The following is a 22,804-nucleotide window of genomic DNA, read 5'->3' as shown; positions in this document are numbered from 1 at the left end:
CTGGGCCATGTGAGCCCGATCGACTATGAGCGGACCGCAGGTAGGCTGACCGCCGCTGCGTGAGAAACGGTGTCCACGTTCAAGGTGGAAGGCCCGTGAGCCTATCGGTGGGCGATGCCGGTCAACCCCATGGCGACGTGGCGGATGGTGGGCTCGAAGACGTCCAACGCATCGCCGGGCGCGGTGTCGGCCAGGGCCGCGGCCAGCAGGGGGTGGCTGCCATCAGCCGCGACCTTGCCCAGGTAGGCGGTCTGCGCGGCCTGCCGGTCCGAGACCGGCGCCTCGGCGGCGGTCTCGTGGCGGGCGAACTGGGCCACCAGGCTGTTCACCACACCGATCACCTCCAGCTTGACCCGCCCCTGGACCGGCAGGTGCCGCATCAGGCCCAGCGCGTGCTCGATCAAGTCGATCGCCCGCGGCCCCAGCCTGGACGGTTGCGGCGGCAGGTCCAGCAGCCAGGGATGCCGCAGATGAACGGCCTTGACCTCGCCCGCCAGCGCGACCAGGTCGTCGACCCAGTCCGTGCTCGGCGCCGCCGACAGCTCCAGCTCGGCCAGGACCGCGTCGGCCATCAGGTCCAGCAGATCCTCGCGGGCGCGCACGTACCGGTACAGCGATGCGGGGCCGGTGCCCAAACTTGCGGCGACCTCGCGCATCGAGACCGCGGCCAGTCCGTCGGCGTCGGCGATCGCGATCGCGGCGCGGGCGATCTGGTCGCGGCTGCGTTCGGGGGCCGGTCCGCGCCGACCGCGTTCGGGACGGGCCCACACCGCCACTGAGTCACTCACGCCCCTTACCTTATACTGCGAACGCTGATCGCAGTATAAGGAGACAGATGAACGCGCCCCTTTTCGCCGTCAACGACGGTGTCCGCCTGGCCTACGACCCGCCCGCCTCCACCGGCGAGCCCCTGCTGCTGATGATGGGCCTGGCGGTGTCCCGGTACTGGTGGCCGACCGGCTTGTGCGAGGCGTTCACCGCCCGGGGATTCTCCGTCGCCCGCTACGACCAGCGCGACGCCGGCGACTCCACCCGCATGCCCCCCGCCCCCACCGGCAATCCGATCTCGGCTCTGTTCGGCAAGCGCGGCCAGGCCTACACCGCCGAGGACATGGCCGACGACGCGATCGCGGTCATGGACGCCCTCGGCTGGCCCTCGGCCCACCTGTTCGGCCACTCCCTGGGCGGCGCCATCGCCCAGCGCGTCGCGCTGCGCCACCCCGACCGCGTCCGAACCCTGACCACCTCGTCCGCCGTGCCCAGCGACGCCAAAGGACTCGGCACGCTCAAATACGTCCGGCTGACCACCCTGGCCAAGTTCAGCCGGCTGAAGAAGTTCCCCGACACCCCGCACGGCGACCTGCAGGCCGCCCTGGCCATGGCACGGCTGCTGGCCTCCCCGGCGCATCCCTTCGACGAGCAGGCCGCACGCCGCCAGGTCGAGCACAACGCTTCCGGCGTGCGTGATCTCCAAGCCCAGAGCCGTCAGATCGGCGCGCAATGGCACGGCCCCGCTCTGCACACCCTCAAGGCGCCCACCCTTGTGCTGCACGGCCAGGACGATCCCCTCATCCGCGCCAACGCCGCTCGCGACATCGCCGCCGCCGTCGACGGCGCCCGCCTGGTCACCCTCCCCGGCGCCGGCCACGACCTGCCCGCCCACGCATGGGACACCGTCGCCGACCACGCGCACGACCTCGCCAGTTGAAGTGCAAGGACGACTTCTGACCGGTCCGCGGAACATGCGGGCATGGACCCCGGCCCGTCCAGGCCGGGCCCCGCGGGAGCGGGGCATGATACTGGTGTGATCGCCTAATCAACTGTCGCCAGTTCCCCGAGGAGTCCAGTCAGCTGGTGACTGACTGTGGTCGCCAGCGGCTTGTCGCGCCACCGGGTGATGGCCTTGTCCTGGTAGCCGAGCGAGTCCGATACGACGGCGCAGGATTCGGCACGGGGCCGGAGAACAGCTGAGCATGGGGGGTGCTAACTTCCTTCCCGTGGCAAAGCACCAGGACGAGACCAGGACGGCCTACGACGGGGTCGTCGAGATGTTCGCTAACCGACTGGAGACGCAGCCGTTCACACGGAACATGATCGGCACCTTCGCCGAGTTGGTGCGTGGGACGGGGAATTCGCGGGTGGCGGACGTCGGCTGCGGGCCCGGACATCTGACGGCCATGCTGCACGACCTGGGGCTGGATGCCTTCGGGCTCGACCTCTCTCCGGCCATGGTCGACCACGCTCGGCGGGCCCAACCGGCGCTGAAGTTCGATGAGGCCCGGATGGAGGAACTCCCCGTTGAGGACGGCGCGCTCGGCGGCGTGCTGGCCCACTACTCGATGATTCACACCCCTCCTGGGGAACTACCCGCGCTGCTCGCCGAGCAGGCGCGTGTCCTGGCGCCGGGGGGCCTTCTCCTGGTCTCGTTCTTCGGAACCGACGCGCCCGAGCCGGTCCGCTTCGACCACAAGGTGACACCCGCCTATAGCTGGCCGGCGGACCGCTTCGCCGAGTTGCTGGCCGGGGCTGGGTTCGCCACATTCGCGCGGCTGCTCCACGACCCGGCCTCCGACCGGGGCTTCCTGGACGCCCACTTGCTGGCCCGTCTCCGCTAGAGAATGGCCTTCTGCTGTGGGCTCTCGTAGTCAACTGTCGCCGGCTCCCCGAGGAGGCCGGCTTGTCGGTGACCTTGTGTGATCGCCAGCGGCGTATCGGCTCCATGTCCCGCCGGTCTCTCTGATGAGGCGGCTGGTGGTCTTGTTGTGGTAGCCGAGAGCGTCGGCAACGACGGGAGCGGGCAGTTCGAGGAGCTGCTGGCGGATGGCGGCGCCACGTGCTGCGGAGGCCGGGATCCCGGCCTCGTTCAGGAGCGTGGACAGGTGGTCGGGGCGGGCTGGCTGTCCTGCCCGGCGGCCCGGGAAGAGCCATCGGGAGGCGGGGTTGGTGGCGGTGTTCATGTTGTCGCGGTTCGCTATGTGCTCCAGCAGCAGAGCGGCGACCGGTGCGGGAACGGGCGAGGCGGGTTCACCGAGCCGTAGCAGTAGGGTGTCGCCGTCGTGGACCACGTCGTCGACGCTGAGCCGGACGATGCGGCTCACGGGCTGCGCATAGAGGAGCACGATGACCCCCGCGACACGCAGACGTATCGGAATCTCCGTGTCGGTCAGCAGTCGGCCAAGGGCGTCGAGGCGTTCGTCTTCGCTCAGTGCGGCCCGCCGGGAGACCTTCATCGCGGGGATGGACAGGGAGCGTGGGCAGTTACGGGTCTGCATGGCCCAGCTGAGAAAGGCCCTCAGGCAGGTGCGGCCGTGTTCGCTGCTCTCGGCCCACCAGGCGTCGATGTCGATCTGGCCGCAGGACGCGAGGCTGTTGTTGCGTTGGCCGAGCCATTGCAGGAAGGCGGTCGCGTACTTGATCTGTTCGGCGGCGAACCTCCGGACGCTGGGTGTGATGTGACTTCGCTCGGCGCGGGCCCGCAGCCGCGGGAGGACGCGCCAGGTCGCGAAGAGCCTGATCGTTTTGACGTGCTCGGAGTCGGTGATGCTGGCCAGATGCCCGGGAAGCCAGCGTTGGAAGGAGCAGAGGTACTTGTCGACCGTAGGCAGGACTCCGCTGGTCATCAGGAGTTCTTCCAGGTGAGCGGCGGTTCGCCAGGGCTGGAGCTCGTGGAAGGCGTCGTGGGTCAGCGAGATCTGGCCGAGGCCGAGCTGTTGCAGCAATCGGGAGGCGTTCGCCGGTTGGCTGCGGCGCATGGCCAGCCAGGCCAGTCCGCTGCCGGGCTTCTCCATCGCCACCAGCAGGTTGAACAGCGGGACCAGCGCGGGACGGATGCGGCCGGTGCCGTCGTCCAGGAGCGCGGTGAGGCGGTCGCTGAGCGTGCAGCGCTCACACAGCCGCCCGCCCAGGAGCTTGCCCTCGAAGCCGCAGCGTGAGCAGTCGAAGGTTCGGGAGAAGCCGGCGCAGGTGGTGCAGATCGGGACTCCGTCACCGGGGCGGAGCCCAGGCAGGGCCCGGTCCTGGCCGCATCCCGGACAGGTACCCCGTGTCCGGACGGCGCGGTCCGAACAGGTGCGGCAGACGTATCCGTCCGGCCAGGTGCCGGCCTTGTGCCTGCGGCGGCCGCAGCGGCAGCACTCGGCCATGTACCGGCGTTCGTACTGCTCGCCGGTGGCGTAGGTGCGGGTCATGCGTCGGGCAGGATGCGGGCCGCGCGGGGCCGCAGCTTCGCGACGTTCGCGGGCGGTGCGGGCAGGTTGTCGGTGGCGGTCTTGCGGACCCCGGCGTTCTCGGCGGTGGTGTCCACCAGGTCGGCCGGAGTGCAGGACAGGATGTCGCAGAGCGCGGCCATGACCTGCAACGACAGGCGTTCCGGGGTGCCGGAGACCAGGCGGTGGACCTGGGAGGCGGACAAGTCGATGCCCCGTTCGCGCAGCAGCGGCACCAGTTCGGTGGCCGTGAAAATCTGGTGCTGGGCCATGACCTCACGCAGCCGCCACGTGTAGCCGACCTTGCGTTTCATGCCTGTCTCCCGGTCTGGGTCCCAAGGGCCGCGGCGATGGTGGCATCCAGGTGCCGCCGCAGGGTGCGGGTGCGGAAGTCCGAGGAGACGCAGGTGTAGAGCGAGGTGGTGCTGGCGTGCTCGTGGCCGACTTGCTCCTGGACGAAGCGCGGGTCCCAGCCGTCCTCGATGAGGTGGGTGACGTAGGACCTGCGGAAGGAGTGGAAGTCCAGCCCCTCGTCGAGGCCCAGGGCCTTGCGGTAGGCGATGAAGCGGGAGTTGAGCCGCTGGCAGCCGATCCGCAGGCCCCGTTCGGAAGGCCAGGCCGCCGGGTTGTCGTTGGTGCCGAACAGCGGGTGGACCTCGGTGAACCACTCGTCCAGGACGTCCGGAGTCCAGTCGAACACGGTCAGCACCCCGCGGCGCTTGGGCGGCGAGCCCTTCTTGGCCTTGCCGAACCGGACCTGGCACCGGCCGTACACGCCGAACTCGCCGCCGTGCGGGTTGCGGCCGAAGTCGGCGGCGTCCAGCATCCGCGTCTCGTTGCGCCGTAGTCCGAAAGCGTAGGCGGTCTTGAACAGGGTCGCGTCGCGAAAGGCGGGCAGCCAGCCCTTGCGGCCGAAGGCCCGGATGCGGGCGACCTCGTCGTCGCAGTGCGCGAAGAAGGCGTGCAGCTCGGCCTTGGTGAACGCGCGCTTCTTCGCGTCCGCCTCGTTGTCCTGGACGTGCATGGCGGTGTTCCACTCGTGCACGACCTGCACCGGGTGGGTACCGAACCGCTCTTCGCAGGTCGCCGTCCACTCGTAGAGCGGATCGGTGATGAAGTGGCAGAACGCCCGTACCGCCTCGGAGTACGAGCGGATCGTGGAGCGCTTCAGGTCCCGCAGTGAGCGCAGGTCACCGAGCCACTCGTCGACCATCGCCGGTGTCCAGTGCCAGGGGTAGGTGTTCACGTAGTCCGCGAACGCCTTGATTGTGTTCTCTCGGCCCTCCACGGTCGTCCGGGCCAGATTCCGCGCGAGCTGCTGGTTGGCGAACCCCGTCAGCATCGCCGCGAAGACCTGTTCTTCCGGCCGCAGCAACGCGACCCCGTCGACCAGGTGCAGCCCGGCCGCCCCCGGTATCGACCCGTTGAACCCCACCGGTTCACCACCCTCCGCGACTCGCATCAGATGCGAGAAAACCGCATCCTATGCGAGTCGTCGGCGGAGTCCAAGGCCAGCCCCCTGCACGGGTCGCAGCAAGGCCCTCGTGACCGGTATCGTCGCGGCCAGAATCCTGCTCAAGTACGCAGGTCCACAGCGTGATTGCTCCCCTCTCCGGGCAGATTCTCCACCTGTCGCGAGTTCGCATCCGATGCAATTGGCGGCGCTTCGAGCATCGGAACGAAAAGTCCCGTTCGCAGAGCTGAGTCGAGCGACTTATCGTGACTTTCCGTTCGGATGCGCCCGGTGAGAGCGTTTTCGCAGGTCACGGATTTGTGGGTGGGCTGGCGGGATTGTGATGTGAGGTCCACCGGGCTGCAGCCTGAGCCGGCCGCTAGCGATTGCTGTGGTGAGAGGCCAGATGCAGAGTCCTGATCAGCCGATCAGCCAGTTCTCAACGAGGTTGATCATGCTTGGGGAGCCTTGGCGGCTGTGATGCGGGCGGCGTACACCCGGTAGGCCTTGCGTTCGGCCTGCCCGGCGCCCTCGGCGGCGAGGGCTGCGCTCTGTTGCAGCGCGGCGTGGTGGAGTTCGAGCGGCACGGTGAGGCGGATGGTCTTGGGCGCGACGTGATGCTCGCGGGCCAGGGCCTTGACGGCGGCGCCTTCGGAGTAGGCGGTGACGATCTCGGCGGCCTTGTCGGGGGCAAGCGCGGTTGGGCGGCCAAGGGTCTTGCCGGAGGCCTCGGCGGCGGCGACGCCCTGGCGGGTGTTCTCGCTGATCATGTCGCGCTGGAACTCCAGCACCGAGGCCAGCACGTTGACCATCATCTTGGTGCCGGGATCGTCGGCGGCCAGGTCGATCCCCGACAGCAGCCCCGACTCCACCCGCAGGTGCAGGCCGCGGCGGATCAGCATGGGGCACAGGGCGAGGATGTCGGCGACCGAGCGGAACAGGCGGGCGGCGTCGGCGATGCGGGAACGCCCTTTTCGCCGCGGACGCGAGCGCGTCCGCGGCGTCGGGTGGCCGGCGCGTCGGCCTGCTCACGACTCCCGGCCAAGCGGCCCGGCCGCCCGATCACGGACGACTCAGGTGGAAAACGGTCAGACGGTGGATCGCCAGTAGTTCAGGAAGGGCCACTTGGCGTCGAGGTTGGCGAGTTCGTACACCCTTCCCCTCTGGTCGAAGATGATCCGTTCGTTGCCCTGGTAGAAGCTGTACTTCACCGTGCCGCCCTCGACTTCGGCCGACACGTCGTCGAGGTCGCGCTTGAAGCGGTCAGGCAGGAAGGAGAAGTCCGACAACGGCCGGTTCGGCACCTGGTAGTTGTAACCCTGGAAGTACACGTAACTCTCTCCGCGAACCGCCATGTGGTAAATCAGGCTGAGCTGCCCGGTGTTGTAGTCGCTGAGACCGTCGTATGGGGACGGTAGCGTTATCGGCCCGCTGATGACACCACTGTCCTCGAAGACGATCGCCTGGTTGCCCTTGGTCCAGGTGTGCCGCCAGCGGAAGCGCGGGCCACTGAACGCGATGCCCGCCGAGTCGACGTCGTGGGTGAACTGCTCGGGCAGGAACGGCCATTTCGCCCGGATGCTGGCAGGCCCCTCGATGATTCCCCGGTCGTTAAAGATCACGTACTGGCTGCCGATCAGTGCCAGGTGCTTCCACTGATTTCGCTCGTTGGCCGTGGTGACCGCGTCGAAGTCGCGTAGTGCCGCCGTCGAGGCGCCCAGGACGGAGGTGCCCGGGACGGAGACGTTCGGGCCCGAGGCACTCGCGGGCGACGCTCCCGTCCCGAACACGACGACCGCGCCGATCAGCAGGGCGATCAGCCGCCGCCATCCGGGACGCCGTCCTTTGTGCTTTTGATGCATCGGTGCGCCGGTGGCGAGGTTCGCGGTGCCGTGGGCGAGGACGATCTGCTCGCCGGCGTGCAGGGCGTTGGTGTCCATGCGAAGCATCGTCGAACCTTGACCTAGGGGAAAGGTCAAGCCCGGAACAGAAAAACGGTTCGTCATACGTCACGTCGAGCCCGGCGCCGAAGCTATCGGGCCGTCACCGTCCACCTCGCCCCGCCGCGCAGATGCCAGTAACCACGATGCTGGGGAAGGCGCCCCTGCCGGGTGGCTGGTGCTGATCACGTTCGATCGGCGCGAGAGGCCAGGTGACACAACCGGTCAAGGTCCGCAGGCCCACGGGCCAGGAAGGGCGGAAAATCCAACGGATATCGCTTCGCCAGCGTCGAAGTGGAGCATCCGGCGAGGTCAGCGGCGGCGACCCGGGCACCAGGGCGGCTGTGACGCTCGCGCTGGTGTCCGGCCTGCAGATGAGCGTGCTCGCGGGCCGGCACACGGGCGAGGAAGCGGTAGCCCTGCTCACGGAGCATCTCGACGAGGTGTTCCGCTAGGACGCGGACAACGTCCAGCCGCCCCGGCGGCCCGGGGCGGCGGCCGTACGGGGGGCTAGTCGACCAGGCGCGCGCGGACCTCGCCCGACATCGCGCTCAGACGCTCGACGTCGATGTCGGGCATCGCGCCGTGGCGCTTGCGGAAGACCCCGCCGACCATGACGGAGTCGATGTCGCCGACGCCGCTGTGGAGGACGACGTGGTTGGCGGGGTCGCCGGCGGCCACGCCGTACGGGTCGACGCGCAGGACGAGGAGGTCGGCCTGCTTGCCGGGGGTCAGCGAACCGATGTGGTCCTGCATGCCGAGGGCCTTGGCGGCGTTGACGGTCGCGTATTCGAGGACGCGGCGCGGGGTGACGAACGGGACGCCGGGGGAGTGGGCGAGCGGCCACCGGCCCTCCTGCCGCTCGTGCTGCGCCTCCATGGCATGCATGATGCGGAAGGTGAAGCGCAGCTGGGACAGCATGTCCACGGCCACGAACGACGGACCGTCGACGCCGAGCGTCGGCAGCACCCCGGCGCGGTCGGCGCGGCCGACGACGCTCATGCAGCGCCCGCCGCTGAACTCGCCCTCGGTGGTGAAGGCGATGCTGCACCCGCACTGCGCGAGCAGGCCCAGCTCGTAGTCGCTGGCGTTGTTGGAGTGCGCCGGGATGATGTCCGACGCCAGCAGCCCCGCCTCGTGGATCTTGTAGATCTCCCCGGCGTCGTTCTGGTGGATCGTCATGGGCAGGCCCAGGCCCCGGCCGTACTCCACCTCGACGCGCATGCCCTTGACCGTGGAGAACGTCAGCGTGCCGGGGGCGAGGCCCATCCTGACCAGCGACGTCGGGTCCGAGCCGAGCTCGGCGTGCATGCGGGCCACCTGCTTGAGCCGGTCGGCCCGCTCACGCTCGATCTTGTCGGCGTAGCCCACCATGCCGTAGCCGAACACCACGCGCTGGCCGGTCAGGCGGTGGGCGCGCAGCGACTCCTCGGCGTGGTCCTCGGTCAGGACGTTGTGGTTGAAGTCCAGCGCCGTCGTCGTGCCGTTGCCGAGCGCCTCGATCGCGCACGTGTAGGTGGAGGTGAACATGTCCTGTGCCCGGAACCGCTCCCGCAGAGGGAAGACCCGGGAGATGTAGTCGTTCATCCCCCACAGGTCGGCGCCGAGCCCGCGCATCGGCTGCTGCCACATGTGCAGGTGCGTGTCGATCAGGCCGGGCATGACGATCATGCCGCCGGCGTCGAACACCTCGGCTTCGGCGTCCTCGATGCCGGAGCCCACCCGCTCGATGCGCCCGCCCTGGATGAGCACGTCCCCGCGCGGCAGGTCGCCGAGTTCGGAGTCGAGCGTGATGACAAGGCCGTTCTTTATAAGGATGCGTCGGTCAGACATATGTCCCTCCACAGCGATGGATTTTCGGTACGGCCGGAGCCCCGAGCCGTTTCCCGCCTTTTCAGGGGTCAGCTCAGAACGCGGGCCTCTTTGTAGCGGAAGGTGGCGACATTGCCCACGATGTTGACAATGTTGTCGACCTTCTTGGGGTCGTAGGCCCAGAATCCGGTGAACTCGAAGAAACCGCAGTCAAGGGCTTGGGTGTCGATTTCCTTGATGAGGTTCTTCCACTCGGCCTCCTCGGTCGCGCGGTCGGGCGCCTCAAGCGCCTTCTTCACGATCGCGTCGAGGTTCGGGTAGCCGAGGTTGTAGGGGTTGCTGGAGCCGCCCTTGCCGAAGCGGTACCGGTAGTAGTCGTAGGGCCCGGTGTCGGGGGAGTCCGACAGGATCGCCACCGGGAACTTGCCGTTGCGGTAGACGCTGTAGTACTGCGCGAACGGCATCACCTGCACGCTGACGTCGATCCCGATGGCCGCCATCTGGCTGCGGAACAGGTCGGCGACCTGGCGCTGGGAGTCGTAGGCGGGGAACGCGAACTCGATCTTGGGGTTGCCCAGCTCGGCCATGAGGGCCTTGGCCTTCGCCAGGTCGTGGGGATAGCCCTTCACGTCCGGGTTGTAGCCCAGTTGGCCTTCACGGAGACGCTGATTGTGGATCTTGCTATGGCCGCCGAGCAGGATGTCGATGAAGTCCTGCGGGTTGAGCGCGTGGCACACGGCCTGGCGGAGCTTCGGATCCTTGAACGTTTCCTTGGTGTCGAACAGCAGCAGGTGCCACAGCACCGACGGGTAGGTGCTCGTACGGAACCCCTCGCTCTCCGCCTTCTTCGTGAGCGTGGCGGTGGTCCACCCCATGTCGAGCTGGCCGGCGCGCAGCGAGTTGTAGACCGAGTCGGCCTCCGCGATGAACGACATCTCGATCCGGCGCGGCCCCACCTCCTGCGGCGCGTAGTACTTGTCGAAGTACGAGACGACGGTCTTGAACCCGGGAACCGACTCCTTGTCCTGGAACGTCCACGGGCCCGTCCCGCTCGGCTGCGTCTTCCAGGTGCCGTCCTTGAGCGCCTTCGGCGACACCATCAGCGCTCCGCGCCTGGCGATGTTCGGCAGGAAGTCGGGCGAGGACCGCTCAAGCTCGATCGCCACGTGCGTCTTGTCCACCGCGGTGATCTTGGCGTTCTCCAACACGGACTGCCACTGGCTCGGGCTGTCGCGGACACGCTCCAGATTCGCCACCACCGCGTCGGCGTCGAACGGCGTGCCGTCGTGGAAGACGACACCCTCGCGCAGGGTGAACTCGACCTTCTTGTTCTCCTGGGTCCAGGAGGTCGCGAGGCGGGGCTCCAGCGTGACGCCGTCGGCGGCGAGCGAGATCAGCCCTTCGTAGACCAGCGACAGGTATGTCTCGTTGGCCTTGGTCAGGGGCTCCCAGTCGTCGAGTTTCTGGCTGGTGCCGATTCTGAGGATGCCGGAAGGGCCGCCCGCGGTCGTGGATTTCGCGTCACCGGCCGCGCCGGGATCAGGAGTGGTGGAACAGGCTGCGGTAAGGCTTGCCGCTAGGGCGAGCACGGTCAATCGCCGGAGAAGGGTTCGCTTCATGCATGGCCTCGTCATATCTGTGCCGTAGCCCCGACGACGGCGCGGCGAATTCCGGTCTCCCGGCACCGGAGAACCCGCGGACGTCGATGAATGGCCGCACCTGGCAATTCCCGCGGGCCACGGAGAACGCCTGGAGCGGATGGATGACCACAATCGATTGCGACAAGGGCAACCTACGATTGGCTATGCCACTTGTCAACGGTGATCCTTGACGATGACACCCCACACGCCTATCCCGAGCGAAAGTCGCGTTCTCCGTGCCGCAGTCGCCGCCCAGAAAGCGGTTTGTCGAGTTTTGCCGAAGACATTCGGCCGCCGGCCGTGAAAGCTCACCGCGCGGCGAGCGGCTTGAGGTCCTCCTGGCCGCGCTACCCGGCCGTCACCGCGGCCCGGCCCGGCCCGGAACGCGCGTCGGTAGGCGTCCGGCGTGGTGCCCAGGGTGTTGAGGAAGCGCCTGCGGACGTTGGTGGCCGAAGAGAGCCCGACGCGGCGGGCGGTGGCGCCCAAGGGGAGGTCGGAGGACTCCAGGAGGTCCCGGGCGGTAGTGAGCCGCTGGGCTCATCCGGAGACCTCCACCGGGCCGAAGTCACCGCTCGTAGGCTTGCGCGCTTCGGCGTAGTGGGCAGGGTCCGCCTTGATGCGGGCGGTCGCACGCCAGCTCGCGACGACCTCCTGCGTGGTCGTATCCACGTCCAATTCCGCGGCGTCGGAGAACGCCTCGACCAGTTCGAGCGTGAAGGCGCGCAATTCGGTGGAGGACAGATGGCGCACCCAGGGGAAGACCTCTGGCATGGCGATGACCAGAGCACGTGCGGTGGGGTCATGTTTGATGAGGGCGAGGAGCAGCCGGGAGACTGTGGAGAGCGTTCTTTCGCGCTCTTCTTCACGATCGGCGGCGGTCAGATAGAAGTCCGGAGCGTCACGGTGAGTCACGCGCACGCGTCCGAGCCGCGCTGCGCGTTCCGCGACTGCTCGCGGATTTCTGGACAGGTCGGAGAAGGTAACGGCGTCGGCATGAGGAGTGCTCACTCCGCCAGTGTTCTCAGAACGTGTTCTGAGAACACTGGATCGAGTAACAGAGGCGTGCCGACCGGCACGTGATTTGGGCATCCGGGTGCCCCGCGGCACCAGCGGGCCGTACTCACCGGAACGCCCGCACCGACGAGGAGGGCGGGCTCGGGGACGTTGCGGTACATGCCTTGGGGATCGGCGTCGAACCCGGGCGATGACGGCGGTGACCACCACGGCGTATCGATGATAACAAATCTGTGTTGCCGCCGATACGAACTACTGTTATCGTCGATTACATGGATACCAGATCGTCGATAATCCAGGCGGCGGCGGCCCTGTTGGCACAGTCACCGAGCGGTGACGTGTCCACTCGCGCCGTGTGTGAGGCGGCCAGTGTGCAGCAGCCCGTGCTGTACCGGTTGTTCGGCGACAAGGACGGCCTGCTCGCGGCGACGATCGACCACGTCTGGGACCAATACCTGGCAGGCAAACGGGCCGCCAAGAAGTCCGAGGACCCGCTGTCCGACCTGCGGGCGGGATGGGACAACCACACCGCCTTCGCACTGGCCAACCCCAACGCCTACAAGCTGATGTTCTCCCCGACCCTGCGCTCCGAACCCGAGGCGGCGGCGGAGGCGATGCGCCTGCTGTGCGAGGTCCTTGAGCGGCTGGCCGCTCAAGGACGCCTCCGTGTGCCCCCCGGACAGGCCGCCCGCATGGTCATGGCCGCGAACACGGGGGTCGCGCTCGCCTTGATCTCCCGTCCCTCGCTGTATCCGGACGCGCACCTGTCGGTTCTGGTCCGTGACGCGGTCTACCGGACCATCCTGCTCGACACCCCCGTGCCCGGGGACCTGCGGGCGGACGATGTGCGGAAGGCGGCGGCGACAACGCTGCTGTCCTCCCTGGACGAGCTCACGCCGGAGCCCCTGACGTCGGCCGAGTCCGCCCTGCTCGCGCAGTGGCTGACGCTGATCGCGGAATTCGGTCCAGCCGACTGAAGACACCCGCAGGACCGGGGCCTCGCGGCCACGGACCTCCAGTTCGGCGCGCCCGAAAACAGGCGCCGGGCACAGCCCGCCCCTCACTCGCACCCCCCACGTCCGGGCGAGCTCGGCGGCCTGTCCGGGGGTCGGGTGGAAGCGGTACCTGTAGGCCCGCTTCACGGTCTGCGCCACGCCTCGGACCCTATCGCGCGATCGGTCGAGGATCGTGCGTGTGTTCGTACGGCGTTTCGCCCGGCGGCGGACCGCCTACCCCTGCCCTGCTCCGCAGGGTGTCCGATTCCTCCCCCGCCTGAAGGCGGGGGTCTCCTCGGAGGTTCCTGATGAGCGACAACACCCCGCGCGTGACCCTGGTCACCGGCGGCTCCGGCGGTATCGGCCGGGCGGTCGCAGAGCGCCTGGCGCACGACGGCCATGCGGTCGGCGTGCACTACGCCGGCAACAAGGCCAGAGCGGACGAGACGGTCGCCGCCATCACCTCGGCCGGAGGCCGGGCCCTCGCGGTCGGCGGCGACGTCGCCGACGAGCACGAGATGTCCGCCGTCTTCGACGCGGTGGAGAAGGAGTTCGGCGGCATCGACGTCGTGGTGAACACCGCCGGCGTCATGAAGCTGTCCCCGATCGCGACCCTGGACCTCGACGACCTGGACCGGATCCACCGCACCAACATCCGCGGCACCTTCGTGGTCTCCCAGCAGGCGGCCCGGCGGGTGCGCAGGGGCGGCGCGATCATCAACTTCGCCACCTCCGTCAGGCGCCTGGCGCTCCCGACCTACGGCGCCTACGCGGCGAGCAAGGCCGCGGTGGAGGCCATGACCCCGATCCTCGCCCGCGAGCTGCGGGGCAAGGACATCACCGTCAACGCCGTGGCCCCCGGCCCGACCCCCACCCCGCTCTTCCTCGAGGGCAAGGACCAGGCCACGATCGACAACCTGGCCAAGGCGCCCCCGATGGAGCGGCTGGGCACCCCGCAGGACAGCGCCGAGGTCGTCGCGTTCCTCGCCGGCCCGGCCCGCTGGATCAACGGCCAAGTCCTCTTCGCCAACGGCGGCCTCGCCTGATTCCCCACCCCCCGGCGCGCGGCGGCCGACGGCGGCACCGCCCCGGCACCGCCGAGACCAGCACCCGCACATCCCACTCGAACGTCGCCGACCGCATCCGACGCGAGTTCCTCACCCGCATCGGCCTCGGTGTACGGCGCTCGCCTGGCCGGGCTGTCGCCGACCGCGGGGCCGGGCGGCAGAGGCCCCGGACGGTGATTACGGCATGTCCGTTAATACGCCCGATCAATCAGCACATAAACCGGCCTAGCGGGAAAGTGAGTGACTTTTCATATCTTTCTCATAGTTTGCTCATAAGGCTGAACGAAGTTCATCTCGAGGCGCCCCTCTCGCCCCTCCGGACATGCCAAACCGGAGCGTTCCTCTCATCCCCGGAGCAACGTATGAGGAAGACCGTCGCCGTCATCGGTTTAATCGCCGCCGCCCTCACCGTGCCCGCCGCCCCGGCCCTCGCCGCCCCCGACACCCACTGCACCGGCGCCCTCGGCGCCGTCACCGTGGACGGCAAGCTCGTCGTGCCCAACGGCGCTACCTGCACGCTCACCGGGACCACCCTTCTCGCCGTCGTCGAAGTCGGCGTCGGCTCCACGCTGAACGCCACCGGCGTCAGCATCGCCGGAGGCATCAGCGCCGGCCAGCATCAGGCCGTCACCATCGGCGGAAACTCAAGCATCCAAGGCCACGTCAAGGCGTTCAGGGGCGGCAGCGTCACCGTCACCGACTCGTCTGTTTTCGGCGGTCTGGAACTCTTCGGGAACACCGCCGCCGTGACCGTCGCCAATGTCACCTCCGACAACGCCGACATCACTCTTCGCGATAACCAGGGCGGCGTGTCGGTGCAGAACAGCCACGCCAACGGCAACCTCAAGGTGGCGAAGAACTCCGGCGGCGCGACCGTGGTCGCCACCACCGTGGGCGACGGCGCGATGATCGAGGAGAACTCCGGCGGGACGACGGTCAACTCCAACCGCGTCCTGGACAACATCAGCATCAGCAAGAACCGCGGCGGCGCCACGCAGATCTCCAACAACAGCACCGATGACAACCTCGACTGCATCGACAACGACCCCGCGCCGACCGGCAGCGGAAACGTCGCCGGTGCCGACGGCAACGGCGCCAAGTCCGGCCAGTGCGCCGGCCTGTGACCTGGCATCACCCCCCGCACGCGCAAGGGCGGCGTCCCCCGTGGACGCCGCCCTTGGCGGTACGGGGCCTCCCAGTATTAGTGGAACGGTGAACCGGGGTTAGTGTCACATGATTTGACAGTGAGGCTCTGACCAGGCCAATCTTGCGTGATGGCGGATTCTGAGGGTGTGGCGTTCCTGCGGTCGGATGTGGCCCGGTTCTGTGGGGAGATCGTCGATCTGGCGCCTGCGGTACGGCTGGCCCGGCTGGCGGAGCTACGGGCGATGCTCGATGAGGTGGTGCTGCAGGCGATGGCCGCGGCGATGGCGGACGCGCAGGCCGAGGGGTGGGGGCTGCGCCGGATCGGTAAGCATGCCGGTGTCTCCCATGAACAGGTCCGCCGGATGCTCGTGCTGCCCGCGGCGCAGTCCACCACGCCGAGGTGAAGCGGTGTACGGCCCCGGGGCGGCTACTGACCGGGCGGGGGTGTGCGCAGCGGGCGCAACGCGCCGTCGCGGATGATCTCCGGCAAGGCGAAGTTGTAGCGCCCCAGGAAATTGAAATGCTCAGATCCCAGGGGAGAAAGCCGGGCGATGTCGGCGGCGGCTATCTTCTTTCCTTCGGCACGGATTTGATCCAGCGCGCGAGCCGTATAGACCGTGTTCCACAGGATGCAAACGTTGGTCATGAAACCCAGCGCTCCTAGTTGATCTTCCTGGTCTTCTTTGTATTTCTGCCGGAGTTCGCCTTTCTGGCCATGGAAGATTTTCCGGGCCAGAGTGTGGCGGGATTCTCGGCGGTTGAGCTGAGTTTGCACGCGGCGGCGCAGGAGTTCATCGTCGAAGTAGCAGGCCAGGTAGGTGGAGCGATCCAGTTTGCCCAGCTCCATCAGGGTCGACTCCCGGGTGGAGGCGGTGATCTTGGAGGTGGAGGGCAACGGCTCCCACACCCTGTACGGCGGGGACGGCCCGCGCTACAACCCCGACGGCAGCTTCAACGGGCATGCGGTGCTGGTGGTGCCCCCGGCGCGGAGGTTCATGGACGCGACGCTGCAGCAGTATGCCGAGGTGCCCGACACCGAGCGGGGCACCGCTCCGCTGCTCGCCCCGCTCCCAGACGGGGTCGGCCTGGGCAGCGCGTGGCTGGCGATCGACCGAGGCGACCACCGCGTGGTGTATCGCCCGGTGCCCGCCGACCAGCGCGAGGCGTGGCGCAAGCCCTCCCGCCAGGCCAGCCACGACGACTACCGGCGGGCCGGCGCGAACCTGGCCGCCAACGTCTTCGACATGTTGCGCAGCGAGTTCTTCCGCGACAAGAGCCTCGCCTCGCCCTACCCGCGGCTGCACCGCCTGATCAAGGCGCTTGACGAGGCCACGTCGATCGCCGACGGCCACGGCTACCGGTTCCGCCCGGCCGGAGCAGCAGCCGAGGTCCGCCTGGCCGACATCCTCAGCCCGGACGGGGCGGTCCTAGCCTCGCACTCCCTGTACGACGTCCTGACCACCGAACCTGTCCTGGCCGCGCTGATCGAGACACACATCGACCGGCGCCGGGCGGCATCGCCCGACCCGGATGGCACCGTTCTCGCCACGTTGCCCGGCGGCCGGGATGCCTCCCAGCGGCTCCGGGATCTTCCAGGCGCACCCGCCGACGTGCTGCATGCCAACACCGTCGAGGTCCTTTCCGCCCACCCCGGCGGGCTGTGGAGCGACGGCGACGTGCTGGTCTCCCTGCGCAACCTCGACCTGATCGCGGTCGTTGACCTGAGCGATCGGGAGGTCCGCTGGCATTTCGGGCCCGGACAGTTGTCAGGCCAGCACCAGCCCTCGGCCCTTCCCGGCGGTAATCTGCTCGTCTTCGACAACGGGGCCGCCGTCGGCAGGTCCCGGGTCCTGGAGATCGACCCAGCCGCACGCCGCATCGCATGGCAGTACACCGCCGGCCCGCCGCAGCACCTGTTCTGCGCTCTGGCAGGCGGCTGCGAGCAACTCCCCACCGGGAACATCCTGATCAGCGACTCCCAGGCCGGTCGGGCCCTGGAAATCACCCGGTCCGGAGAGGTCGTGTGGGCCGTCCAGACCCGGATGCCCCGCACTCAGGGCGCCTCCCGCGCGGAGCTCTACCGAATGGCGGCCGTCCCTGCATCGACCGCGCTGCTCCTGCGCGGCGCAAACCACACAAACCATGCGGCCCGGCGGCTGGCCGACGCCCAGCTGCGGTGCACACCCCAGCACTGACCTTCTCGCAGCGACAGGAAACCACTCATGATCAGCGTGATCATCCCCACCGCCGACCGGCCGGGCCCGTTGCACCGGGCGCTGCGCAGCCTGTCTCGCCAAACCCTGCGCGACTTCGAGGTCGTCGTCATCGACGACGGGCTCCACTGCCCGCGCCCGGTCGTGGACAGCTGGCGTCACGACCTAAACGTGACCCTGATCGACGGCGGCAGACAGGGCGTCTCCCACGCCCGCAACACAGGCCTGGCCGCCGCTCGCGGCGACTGGGTCGCGTTCCTCGACGATGACGACGTCTACTTCCCCCACCACCTGGCCACCGCCCATCGCGCGCTGCAGGACGGGCACGCCGACCTGGTGTACGGCGGGGCGCTGGTCAGCCCCCGCTGGATCGAAGCCGTTCCCCGCGACGTCGGGACGCTGCCCCGCAAGGACTACCCGTTCGACGGCCGCTTCCTTCAAGTCGCCAACTACATCCACACCGGCGCGGTCGTCACCCGCAACTTCACCGCCACCCCCGTCCGGTTCGACGAAACCCTGACGCACTGCGAGGACTGGGACCTATGGCTCGCCCTGCACCTCGGCTCGGGCTACCGATTCACCCTGCTGGACGGGCTGACCTGCGTCTACCACCAGGTCCCGCACACCACCGGCGCCGTGTCCGAGGCGTACCTGGCCAGCCCCACCCCCTTCACCCTCACCCGCGCCTACCTCTTCGCCAAATGGCCCAGCACAGACCCGCTCGTCACCAGCTACCGCGACTGGTTCCGGCACTTCGACACCCGCCTCGACACCCGCATCGAGCACGGCCACCCGGTGCCCGCCCACGTCTACGAACACGCCATCCGGAACCTGCACGGGCCGTTCACCTACGCCAGCCCGGCCGACCCGAGCCTGCTGGACAGCCTGCTACCCGCAGTGACCGACACCCGCTCCGCGCGGCGAGGAACCTCCCATGCCAGCAGCTGATCAGGAACCCCAGGGACTCCAGGCGATCTCGGCCTACGACGGGCATGCCGACGCCTTCGCGGCCGAGGCATCCGTCAGCCCCTACAACGCCTTCTACGACCGGCCCACGGTCCTGAACCTACTCGGTGACCTCAACGGCCGCCGCGTCCTGGACGCCGGCTGCGGACCCGGCCTGTACCTGGCCGAACTGGCCGCCCGCGGCGCCGAGGCCATCGGGTTCGACCAGAGCGCCGACATGGTGCGAACCGCCCGCCAGCGCCTGAGCCCAGACATCCGCGTCCGTCAACACGACCTTGACCAGCCCCTGATCTGGCTACCGGACCAGAGCATCGATCTGGCGCTGCTCGCGCTTGTCATCCACTACGTCAGAGACCGCGTCGCCGCCCTGCGCGAGGTACACCGTGTCCTCACCCCGGCCGGACACCTGGTGATCTCCACCAGCCACCCCACCGCGGACTGGCTCGCCGACGGCGGCAGTTACTTCACCGCCCACCGCGTCGAAGAGCAATGGTCCTGCGGCCTGCTCCACCGCTACTGGCGCCAACCCCTGCAGGACTGGTGCGCGGAATTCACCGCCGCGGGCTTCACCATCGAGCAGATCGTCGAACACCAGCCGGCCAACGGCATGGAACTCCACCACCCTGCCGCCTACGCCACCTTGTCCCGCGAACCCGGGTTCATCGCCTTCCGACTCGCCAAAACCGCGTCACGTGCACCCGCCGATGCCGAACGAACGGGTCTACGCCATCGCTGAAGTGCCACAATGCAGTATGACCGTGCCGACCCTGACTGTAGTGTCCGGACCTCCTGGAACAGGAAAAACGACCCTGGCCCACAAGATCGCCCAAGTGGTCGGCTGCCCCGCGATCATCCGGGACGAAATCAAACAGGGCATGGTACTCGCGGCCCCTGGCCACGATCCGTCCGGCGACGACCCGCTCAACCTGCCAACCCTCGACGCCTTCTTCGGCGTCCTCACCGTCTTGGTGAAGGCGGGTGTGACCTCGGTCGCCGAGGCCGCGTTCCAGGATCGGTTGTGGCGGCCGAACCTGCAACCGTTCGTCGCGCTCGCCGACATCCGGGTCATTCGCTGCACGGTCGAGGCCGCCGTCGCCCACGACCGGATCGCCAGCCGCGCCGATCTGGACATCCGCCGGGCCGCTCACGGCGATGCCGATCTCCTCAAGGCCGTCGCCGCTGGCCAGCACACGATCGACTCATGGGTCCCTATCGCCATGGACCTGCCGACCTTGATCGTGGACACCTCCGACGGCTACCACCCGGCAATCCCCGACATCGTCAAGTTCATCGGTCAACCCGCCGGAGCCACGGCACATCCCACGACGTAACAAGCGGTCGACCCCCTTTGGCACTCGCCTTCGACTGACCGCCCACGGCCGTACGGCCGCGCAGCGCAACCGGCGCCGAGCGTGTGCCCTACCGATATGGAGGATGGGCCACGCTCGGCCGACCTCCCTCGCTCAGCCGGCCAGCGCCTGCAGCAGACGTTCGCGCTGCTGCTTGTTCAGCCCGCCGACCCGGCGCTTCTCCGCCACTCCTGACACCGCCATCAGCGCCGCGACCCTCGCCGGCCCGTAACCGGGAACCGCGCGAAGGACCTGCGCCACCCGGGTCTTCTTCACCAGCTCCTCGCCGCTACGGGCGAACACCTCCGCCACGCTGGTCGTCCCGGCCTTCAGCCCGGCCAACAGTGCGCTACGCGCCGTGCGCGCCTCGGCCGCCTTCTCCAAGGCCTTCGCCCGCTGCTGCGGCGTCATCGTCGGCACTGCCATCAGATCTGCCCTCCCACCCTGTAGATCGACTGCGATCGTCTCCTGCCTCGAACGCCTCGATGCAGGTCAACAGCCATCATCCCGCAGAGTGTCAAATCATGTGACACTAACCCCGGTTCACTGTTCCACTAATACTGGGAGGCCTACGGCGGGGCCGGCCCGTGCGGCCAAGGCGCTCCGGGGCCGGGCCCTTATCTCACGGCTGGAGCGGCATACCGGCGGAGTAGTCCTTGCACGCCTCGTGGGCTGCCTTGACCTTCTCCTCGGGAGTGCCCGGCGGAATGCTGATCTCGACCTTCCCGTCGGCACTGGGGTCGGGCATGTCGATGCCCTGCTGCCGCATGCACTGGGCGAGCTTGACCAGCATGTCGAGCTTGTCGGCGTCGACGCCCTTGCCCTTCTCCCCGACCGAGGCTTGGAGGAACTGCTTGCACGCCTCCTGCGCCTTCTTAGTCTTTTCGGCGTCGCCGGGGCGTTCCATCATCGTAATGGGACCGTTGGGGTCGGGGTCCGGCATGTCGACGCCGTTCTGGCGCATGCACTGGGCGAACTTGAGCGACGCCTCCCTCTGATCGGTGGGGGCCGCGGCTGCCGCCGGCGCCGACGCCGCGGGCTCCGCCGTACCGTTCGCACTGGCCACTTTGACCTCGTCGGCTTTCGCGCCGCACGATGCCAGCGCCATGGCCAAGAGCGGCACGGCAAAAAGCAGGCGAATCTTCATATTTCTCTCCTACAATGTCTGCATTCACGGTCGATACATCCAGCCGGGGACGAGGCGCCGCGTGCGCGGGCACGCCATCGGCCGGGTCGTAGCACGGCAGAGCAGGGCAGCCCGCGAGGACATCGCGCGGCACCGCACCGAGTCCACGCCGAGTCCGCGCCGCGTCCGCCTCGTCGGTACGGCCGTGCCGGAAGGTCAGTCCTGCTGCGAGCGGGTCTCGCCGTGCTGGTCGCGACGCTGGATGTCAGTGGTGGGGCCGGACCCCCCGTCGCGCTTGCTCTCGCCCGCGGGCCCGCCACTGGGGAAGGGCAGCGCCGTCGCCTCGCAGGGCGCGACCGGGCCCCTGACGATCTGCATCGCGGTCGCGGCGGGCGGCTTGGTCAGGTCGGCGGGATCGACCGAGATCGCCAGGACGAGCGTCTCGCCCTTCCCGATCTGCCCCTTGCCGATCTCGAATTCGATGCCTTTGCCGTCCTCGCGCGTGCCGACCTTCATCTGCCCGCCCGTGTCCGCCCGCTCGCCCCGGTAGGGCTGACAGGTCTGGGGCACAGGCAGATAGTCGATCTCCGCCGCGATCCCGACACCGGCCAGCTCGGCCTCCAGCTCCGCGGCGTCGCGGAACTCGTTGATCGTCACCCGCACCGATCCGTCCGCGCTCTTGTTCACGGCGTAGGCCGATGTGGTGCCGCCGCCGATCAGCATGAGCGCCACCGTGGTGGCCGCCGCCCCGGAGACCACGGCGGCCCTTGTCGCGATACGGCGGGTCCTGCTGTGCCGTACCGGACCCGGGACGACAGCGGCGCCTTCCGCGGTCCTCCTGGCGTGCTCGTCCATGACGGCCTTGATCAGACGCTCTTCGAAGCTGGTGTTCATGCCTCCGCTCCCATATACGTGGCCGCGGACGAAGCGACCTTCTCCAGGGCACGCCTGGCCCGATGCAACCGGACCCGTGCGGTGACCTTGCGGATGCCCAGAGCCGAGGCGGCCTCCGTGACGGTGAGCTGGTCGATCGCCACGAGCTCCAGCACGGCGCGTTCCCCTTCCGGCAGGTCGGCCATGACCTGCCGCGCGTCCCGCAGCCGACGCTCGGCGTCGATGCGCTCTTCCATCCGGACGAGGTCGTCGTCGTCCATCAGCCGCCGCCCCACGACGCGGCTGTTCGCCTGCGCCTCAAGCACCGACCTGCGATGGTGGCCGGACACCACGTTGCGCGCGATGCCGTACAGCCATGCGACCTCACTGCCGCGGCCGGGAACATAGGTATGCGCGGAATCCAGGACCGCCATGAAGATATCGCTGGTCAGGTCCGCGGCGACGTGAGGATCGCTCACCCGCCGGACCACGAACCTCATGACGTCGTCGACATGGCGGCGATAAAAGGCCTCCAAAGCCACAGGGTCTTCGTTGAGGCGCATTCACGCCGCTCCCTTCGGTGTCCGCCCTTACACCTCTACTTGGAATGAGCGGCGCGAAGCGTTTCAAGCATGTCGATCCCACATATCTGCACGGGGTCGCCCGGTGCAAGGCCTGGTCACGTCCAGCGGAGTGGTGTAAGAGCTGATCTCCGCGTGATCCTTCCAGCAGGTTAAGCGGTAAGCGTCTGCGGGAGCGGATACTGAGCGGCCGTGTCGCCGCCGACAACCCGCAGGCGGGCCTTGGCCAGGATGTCCAGCCCCATGTAGCGCCGCCCCTCGATCCACTCGTCGGTCTGCTCGGCCAGAACCGCACCCACCAGACGCACGACCGCAGCACGGTCCGGGAAGATGCCCACCACATCGGTGCGGCGCCTGATCTCCTTGTTCAGCCGCTCCTGAGGATTGTTGGACCAGATCTGCCGCCAGGTCTCACGGGGAAAAG

General features: G+C 68.4%; 25 protein-coding genes and 1 pseudogene. 10 read left to right on the top strand and 16 right to left on the bottom strand.

Annotation, left to right across the window (positions count from 1 at the left end; translation table 11 throughout):
- Positions 1–101: 101 nt before the first annotated feature.
- Entirely contained in the window at positions 102–788 is a 687-nt protein-coding gene (locus BLQ73_RS29220; RefSeq protein ID WP_218126074.1) for a TetR/AcrR family transcriptional regulator, read from the bottom strand.
- Positions 789–835: 47 nt separating this feature from the next.
- Between BLQ73_RS29220 and BLQ73_RS29215 the strand changes: the two genes are divergently transcribed.
- Positions 836–1,708: an alpha/beta fold hydrolase gene (locus BLQ73_RS29215; RefSeq protein ID WP_093175778.1), complete on the top strand. Its 873-nt coding sequence runs from the start codon at positions 836–838 to the stop codon at positions 1,706–1,708.
- A gap of 289 nt (positions 1,709–1,997) precedes the next feature.
- Positions 1,998–2,615 carry a class I SAM-dependent methyltransferase gene (locus BLQ73_RS29210; protein ID WP_093175789.1) on the top strand — a complete coding sequence of 206 codons (618 nt, stop codon included), beginning with the start codon at positions 1,998–2,000 and terminating at the stop codon, positions 2,613–2,615.
- A gap of 30 nt (positions 2,616–2,645) precedes the next feature.
- Here the strand turns inward: BLQ73_RS29210 and BLQ73_RS29205 are convergent, their stop codons facing one another.
- From BLQ73_RS29205 to BLQ73_RS29165, 8 genes are all read right to left on the bottom strand, one after another.
- Positions 2,646–4,187, bottom strand: a complete 1,542-nt coding sequence (locus tag BLQ73_RS29205; protein WP_093175775.1) for a hypothetical protein — start codon at positions 4,185–4,187, stop codon at positions 2,646–2,648.
- Positions 4,184–4,519, bottom strand: a complete 336-nt coding sequence (locus BLQ73_RS29200; protein WP_093175773.1) for a helix-turn-helix domain-containing protein — start codon at positions 4,517–4,519, stop codon at positions 4,184–4,186. Before BLQ73_RS29200 ends, BLQ73_RS29205 begins: the two co-directional genes overlap by 4 nt.
- Positions 4,516–5,667, bottom strand: a complete 1,152-nt coding sequence (locus BLQ73_RS29195) for a tyrosine-type recombinase/integrase (protein ID WP_093175770.1) — start codon at positions 5,665–5,667, stop codon at positions 4,516–4,518. Before BLQ73_RS29195 ends, BLQ73_RS29200 begins: the two co-directional genes overlap by 4 nt.
- 443 nt (positions 5,668–6,110) lie before the next feature.
- Positions 6,111–6,617 (bottom strand): recombinase family protein, encoded by a 507-nt coding sequence (locus BLQ73_RS34355; protein ID WP_093175768.1) that lies wholly within the window; start codon positions 6,615–6,617, stop codon positions 6,111–6,113.
- A 129-nt stretch (positions 6,618–6,746) separates the two neighbouring features.
- Positions 6,747–7,598 (bottom strand): hypothetical protein, encoded by an 852-nt coding sequence (locus BLQ73_RS32905; protein ID WP_093175765.1) that lies wholly within the window; start codon positions 7,596–7,598, stop codon positions 6,747–6,749.
- Positions 7,599–8,108: 510 nt separating this feature from the next.
- Entirely contained in the window at positions 8,109–9,431 is a 1,323-nt protein-coding gene (locus BLQ73_RS29180) for an amidohydrolase family protein (protein ID WP_093175762.1), read from the bottom strand.
- Between the two features lie 68 nt (positions 9,432–9,499).
- Complete coding sequence (locus tag BLQ73_RS29175) at positions 9,500–11,029, bottom strand: ABC transporter substrate-binding protein (protein WP_176955751.1); 1,530 nt, start codon at positions 11,027–11,029, stop codon at positions 9,500–9,502.
- 558 nt (positions 11,030–11,587) lie between these two features.
- Positions 11,588–12,058: a hypothetical protein gene (locus tag BLQ73_RS29165; protein ID WP_093175755.1), complete on the bottom strand. Its 471-nt coding sequence runs from the start codon at positions 12,056–12,058 to the stop codon at positions 11,588–11,590.
- Between the two features lie 278 nt (positions 12,059–12,336).
- Between BLQ73_RS29165 and BLQ73_RS29160 the strand changes: the two genes are divergently transcribed.
- Entirely contained in the window at positions 12,337–13,041 is a 705-nt protein-coding gene (locus BLQ73_RS29160) for a TetR/AcrR family transcriptional regulator (RefSeq protein WP_093175752.1), read from the top strand.
- Between the two features lie 99 nt (positions 13,042–13,140).
- On the opposite strand, the pseudogene BLQ73_RS34765 reads toward BLQ73_RS29160, so the two are convergent.
- Positions 13,141–13,206: pseudogene (locus BLQ73_RS34765) on the bottom strand (helix-turn-helix domain-containing protein); the annotation flags it as partial.
- A 161-nt stretch (positions 13,207–13,367) separates the two neighbouring features.
- Between BLQ73_RS34765 and BLQ73_RS29150 the strand changes: the two are divergent.
- The 3 genes from BLQ73_RS29150 (at position 13,368) to BLQ73_RS29140 (ending at position 15,676) form a co-directional block, all read left to right on the top strand.
- Positions 13,368–14,105 carry an SDR family oxidoreductase gene (locus BLQ73_RS29150; RefSeq protein WP_093175750.1) on the top strand — a complete coding sequence of 246 codons (738 nt, stop codon included), beginning with the start codon at positions 13,368–13,370 and terminating at the stop codon, positions 14,103–14,105.
- A gap of 383 nt (positions 14,106–14,488) precedes the next feature.
- Positions 14,489–15,250, top strand: a complete 762-nt coding sequence (locus BLQ73_RS29145) for a hypothetical protein (protein WP_093175747.1) — start codon at positions 14,489–14,491, stop codon at positions 15,248–15,250.
- Between the two features lie 150 nt (positions 15,251–15,400).
- Entirely contained in the window at positions 15,401–15,676 is a 276-nt protein-coding gene (locus tag BLQ73_RS29140; protein WP_093175786.1) for a hypothetical protein, read from the top strand.
- A gap of 23 nt (positions 15,677–15,699) precedes the next feature.
- On the opposite strand, the gene BLQ73_RS29135 is transcribed toward BLQ73_RS29140, so the two are convergent.
- On the bottom strand, positions 15,700–16,119 hold the full coding sequence (locus BLQ73_RS29135) for a Tn3 family transposase (protein ID WP_143020498.1): 420 nt from the start codon (positions 16,117–16,119) through the stop codon (positions 15,700–15,702).
- Here BLQ73_RS29135 and BLQ73_RS29130 point away from each other — a divergent pair.
- The 4 genes from BLQ73_RS29130 to BLQ73_RS29115 are packed head-to-tail and all read left to right on the top strand — an operon-like array spanning position 16,106 to position 19,782.
- The gene (locus BLQ73_RS29130) at positions 16,106–17,467 is read left to right on the top strand and encodes an arylsulfotransferase family protein (protein ID WP_218126073.1); all 1,362 of its coding nucleotides are present in this window, start codon (positions 16,106–16,108) and stop codon (positions 17,465–17,467) included. The genes BLQ73_RS29135 and BLQ73_RS29130 overlap by 14 nt on opposite strands.
- Positions 17,468–17,494: 27 nt before the next feature.
- Entirely contained in the window at positions 17,495–18,433 is a 939-nt protein-coding gene (locus tag BLQ73_RS29125) for a glycosyltransferase family 2 protein (RefSeq protein ID WP_093175742.1), read from the top strand.
- On the top strand, positions 18,420–19,187 hold the full coding sequence (locus BLQ73_RS29120; RefSeq protein WP_093175740.1) for a class I SAM-dependent methyltransferase: 768 nt from the start codon (positions 18,420–18,422) through the stop codon (positions 19,185–19,187). Before BLQ73_RS29125 ends, BLQ73_RS29120 begins: the two co-directional genes overlap by 14 nt.
- Positions 19,156–19,782, top strand: coding sequence for a P-loop nucleotide/nucleoside kinase family protein (locus BLQ73_RS29115; RefSeq protein ID WP_218126072.1), 627 nt, complete (start codon positions 19,156–19,158; stop codon positions 19,780–19,782). The genes BLQ73_RS29120 and BLQ73_RS29115 overlap by 32 nt, the downstream gene beginning before the upstream one ends.
- Positions 19,783–19,914: 132 nt before the next feature.
- Here the strand turns inward: BLQ73_RS29115 and mihF are convergent, their stop codons facing one another.
- From mihF to BLQ73_RS29090, 5 genes are all read right to left on the bottom strand, one after another.
- Positions 19,915–20,226: an integration host factor, actinobacterial type gene (mihF, locus tag BLQ73_RS29110; RefSeq protein ID WP_176955750.1), complete on the bottom strand. Its 312-nt coding sequence runs from the start codon at positions 20,224–20,226 to the stop codon at positions 19,915–19,917.
- 196 nt (positions 20,227–20,422) lie between these two features.
- Entirely contained in the window at positions 20,423–20,947 is a 525-nt protein-coding gene (locus tag BLQ73_RS29105) for a hypothetical protein (RefSeq protein WP_093175734.1), read from the bottom strand.
- A 195-nt stretch (positions 20,948–21,142) separates the two neighbouring features.
- A complete protein-coding gene (locus tag BLQ73_RS29100; protein ID WP_093175732.1) occupies positions 21,143–21,820 on the bottom strand; it encodes a hypothetical protein in 678 nt (225 codons plus the stop codon).
- On the bottom strand, positions 21,817–22,362 hold the full coding sequence (locus tag BLQ73_RS29095; RefSeq protein ID WP_093175729.1) for an RNA polymerase sigma factor: 546 nt from the start codon (positions 22,360–22,362) through the stop codon (positions 21,817–21,819). The genes BLQ73_RS29100 and BLQ73_RS29095 overlap by 4 nt, the downstream gene beginning before the upstream one ends.
- Before the next feature lie 170 nt (positions 22,363–22,532).
- The coding region (locus BLQ73_RS29090) for a transposase (RefSeq protein ID WP_176955749.1) at positions 22,533–22,804 on the bottom strand (272 nt) is incomplete at its 5' end.

Source organism: Sinosporangium album (assembly GCF_900100605.1).
GTDB classification, from domain to species: domain Bacteria; phylum Actinomycetota; class Actinomycetes; order Streptosporangiales; family Streptosporangiaceae; genus Sinosporangium; species Sinosporangium album.
This window is presented reverse-complemented; position numbering and strand designations above follow the sequence as displayed.

What these genes read in the sequence shown, in the direction of transcription:
- BLQ73_RS29215 (WP_093175778.1), top strand. Translation starts at nt 836, where the DNA reads ATGAACGCGCCCCTTTTCGCCGTCAACGACGGTGTCCGCCTGGCCTAC.
- BLQ73_RS29205 (WP_093175775.1), bottom strand. Translation starts at nt 4,187, where the DNA reads ATGACCCGCACCTACGCCACCGGCGAGCAGTACGAACGCCGGTACATG.
- BLQ73_RS29200 (WP_093175773.1), bottom strand. Translation starts at nt 4,519, where the DNA reads ATGAAACGCAAGGTCGGCTACACGTGGCGGCTGCGTGAGGTCATGGCC.
- BLQ73_RS29195 (WP_093175770.1), bottom strand. Translation starts at nt 5,667, where the DNA reads ATGCGAGTCGCGGAGGGTGGTGAACCGGTGGGGTTCAACGGGTCGATA.
- BLQ73_RS32905 (WP_093175765.1), bottom strand. Translation starts at nt 7,598, where the DNA reads ATGGACACCAACGCCCTGCACGCCGGCGAGCAGATCGTCCTCGCCCAC.
- BLQ73_RS29180 (WP_093175762.1), bottom strand. Translation starts at nt 9,431, where the DNA reads ATGTCTGACCGACGCATCCTTATAAAGAACGGCCTTGTCATCACGCTC.
- BLQ73_RS29175 (WP_176955751.1), bottom strand. Translation starts at nt 11,029, where the DNA reads ATGAAGCGAACCCTTCTCCGGCGATTGACCGTGCTCGCCCTAGCGGCA.
- BLQ73_RS29160 (WP_093175752.1), top strand. Translation starts at nt 12,337, where the DNA reads ATGGATACCAGATCGTCGATAATCCAGGCGGCGGCGGCCCTGTTGGCA.
- BLQ73_RS29150 (WP_093175750.1), top strand. Translation starts at nt 13,368, where the DNA reads ATGAGCGACAACACCCCGCGCGTGACCCTGGTCACCGGCGGCTCCGGC.
- BLQ73_RS29145 (WP_093175747.1), top strand. Translation starts at nt 14,489, where the DNA reads ATGAGGAAGACCGTCGCCGTCATCGGTTTAATCGCCGCCGCCCTCACC.
- BLQ73_RS29140 (WP_093175786.1), top strand. Translation starts at nt 15,401, where the DNA reads ATGGCGGATTCTGAGGGTGTGGCGTTCCTGCGGTCGGATGTGGCCCGG.
- BLQ73_RS29135 (WP_143020498.1), bottom strand. Translation starts at nt 16,119, where the DNA reads ATGGAGCTGGGCAAACTGGATCGCTCCACCTACCTGGCCTGCTACTTC.
- BLQ73_RS29125 (WP_093175742.1), top strand. Translation starts at nt 17,495, where the DNA reads ATGATCAGCGTGATCATCCCCACCGCCGACCGGCCGGGCCCGTTGCAC.
- BLQ73_RS29120 (WP_093175740.1), top strand. Translation starts at nt 18,420, where the DNA reads ATGCCAGCAGCTGATCAGGAACCCCAGGGACTCCAGGCGATCTCGGCC.
- BLQ73_RS29115 (WP_218126072.1), top strand. Translation starts at nt 19,156, where the DNA reads ATGCCGAACGAACGGGTCTACGCCATCGCTGAAGTGCCACAATGCAGT.
- mihF (WP_176955750.1), bottom strand. Translation starts at nt 20,226, where the DNA reads ATGGCAGTGCCGACGATGACGCCGCAGCAGCGGGCGAAGGCCTTGGAG.
- BLQ73_RS29105 (WP_093175734.1), bottom strand. Translation starts at nt 20,947, where the DNA reads ATGAAGATTCGCCTGCTTTTTGCCGTGCCGCTCTTGGCCATGGCGCTG.
- BLQ73_RS29100 (WP_093175732.1), bottom strand. Translation starts at nt 21,820, where the DNA reads ATGAACACCAGCTTCGAAGAGCGTCTGATCAAGGCCGTCATGGACGAG.
- BLQ73_RS29095 (WP_093175729.1), bottom strand. Translation starts at nt 22,362, where the DNA reads ATGCGCCTCAACGAAGACCCTGTGGCTTTGGAGGCCTTTTATCGCCGC.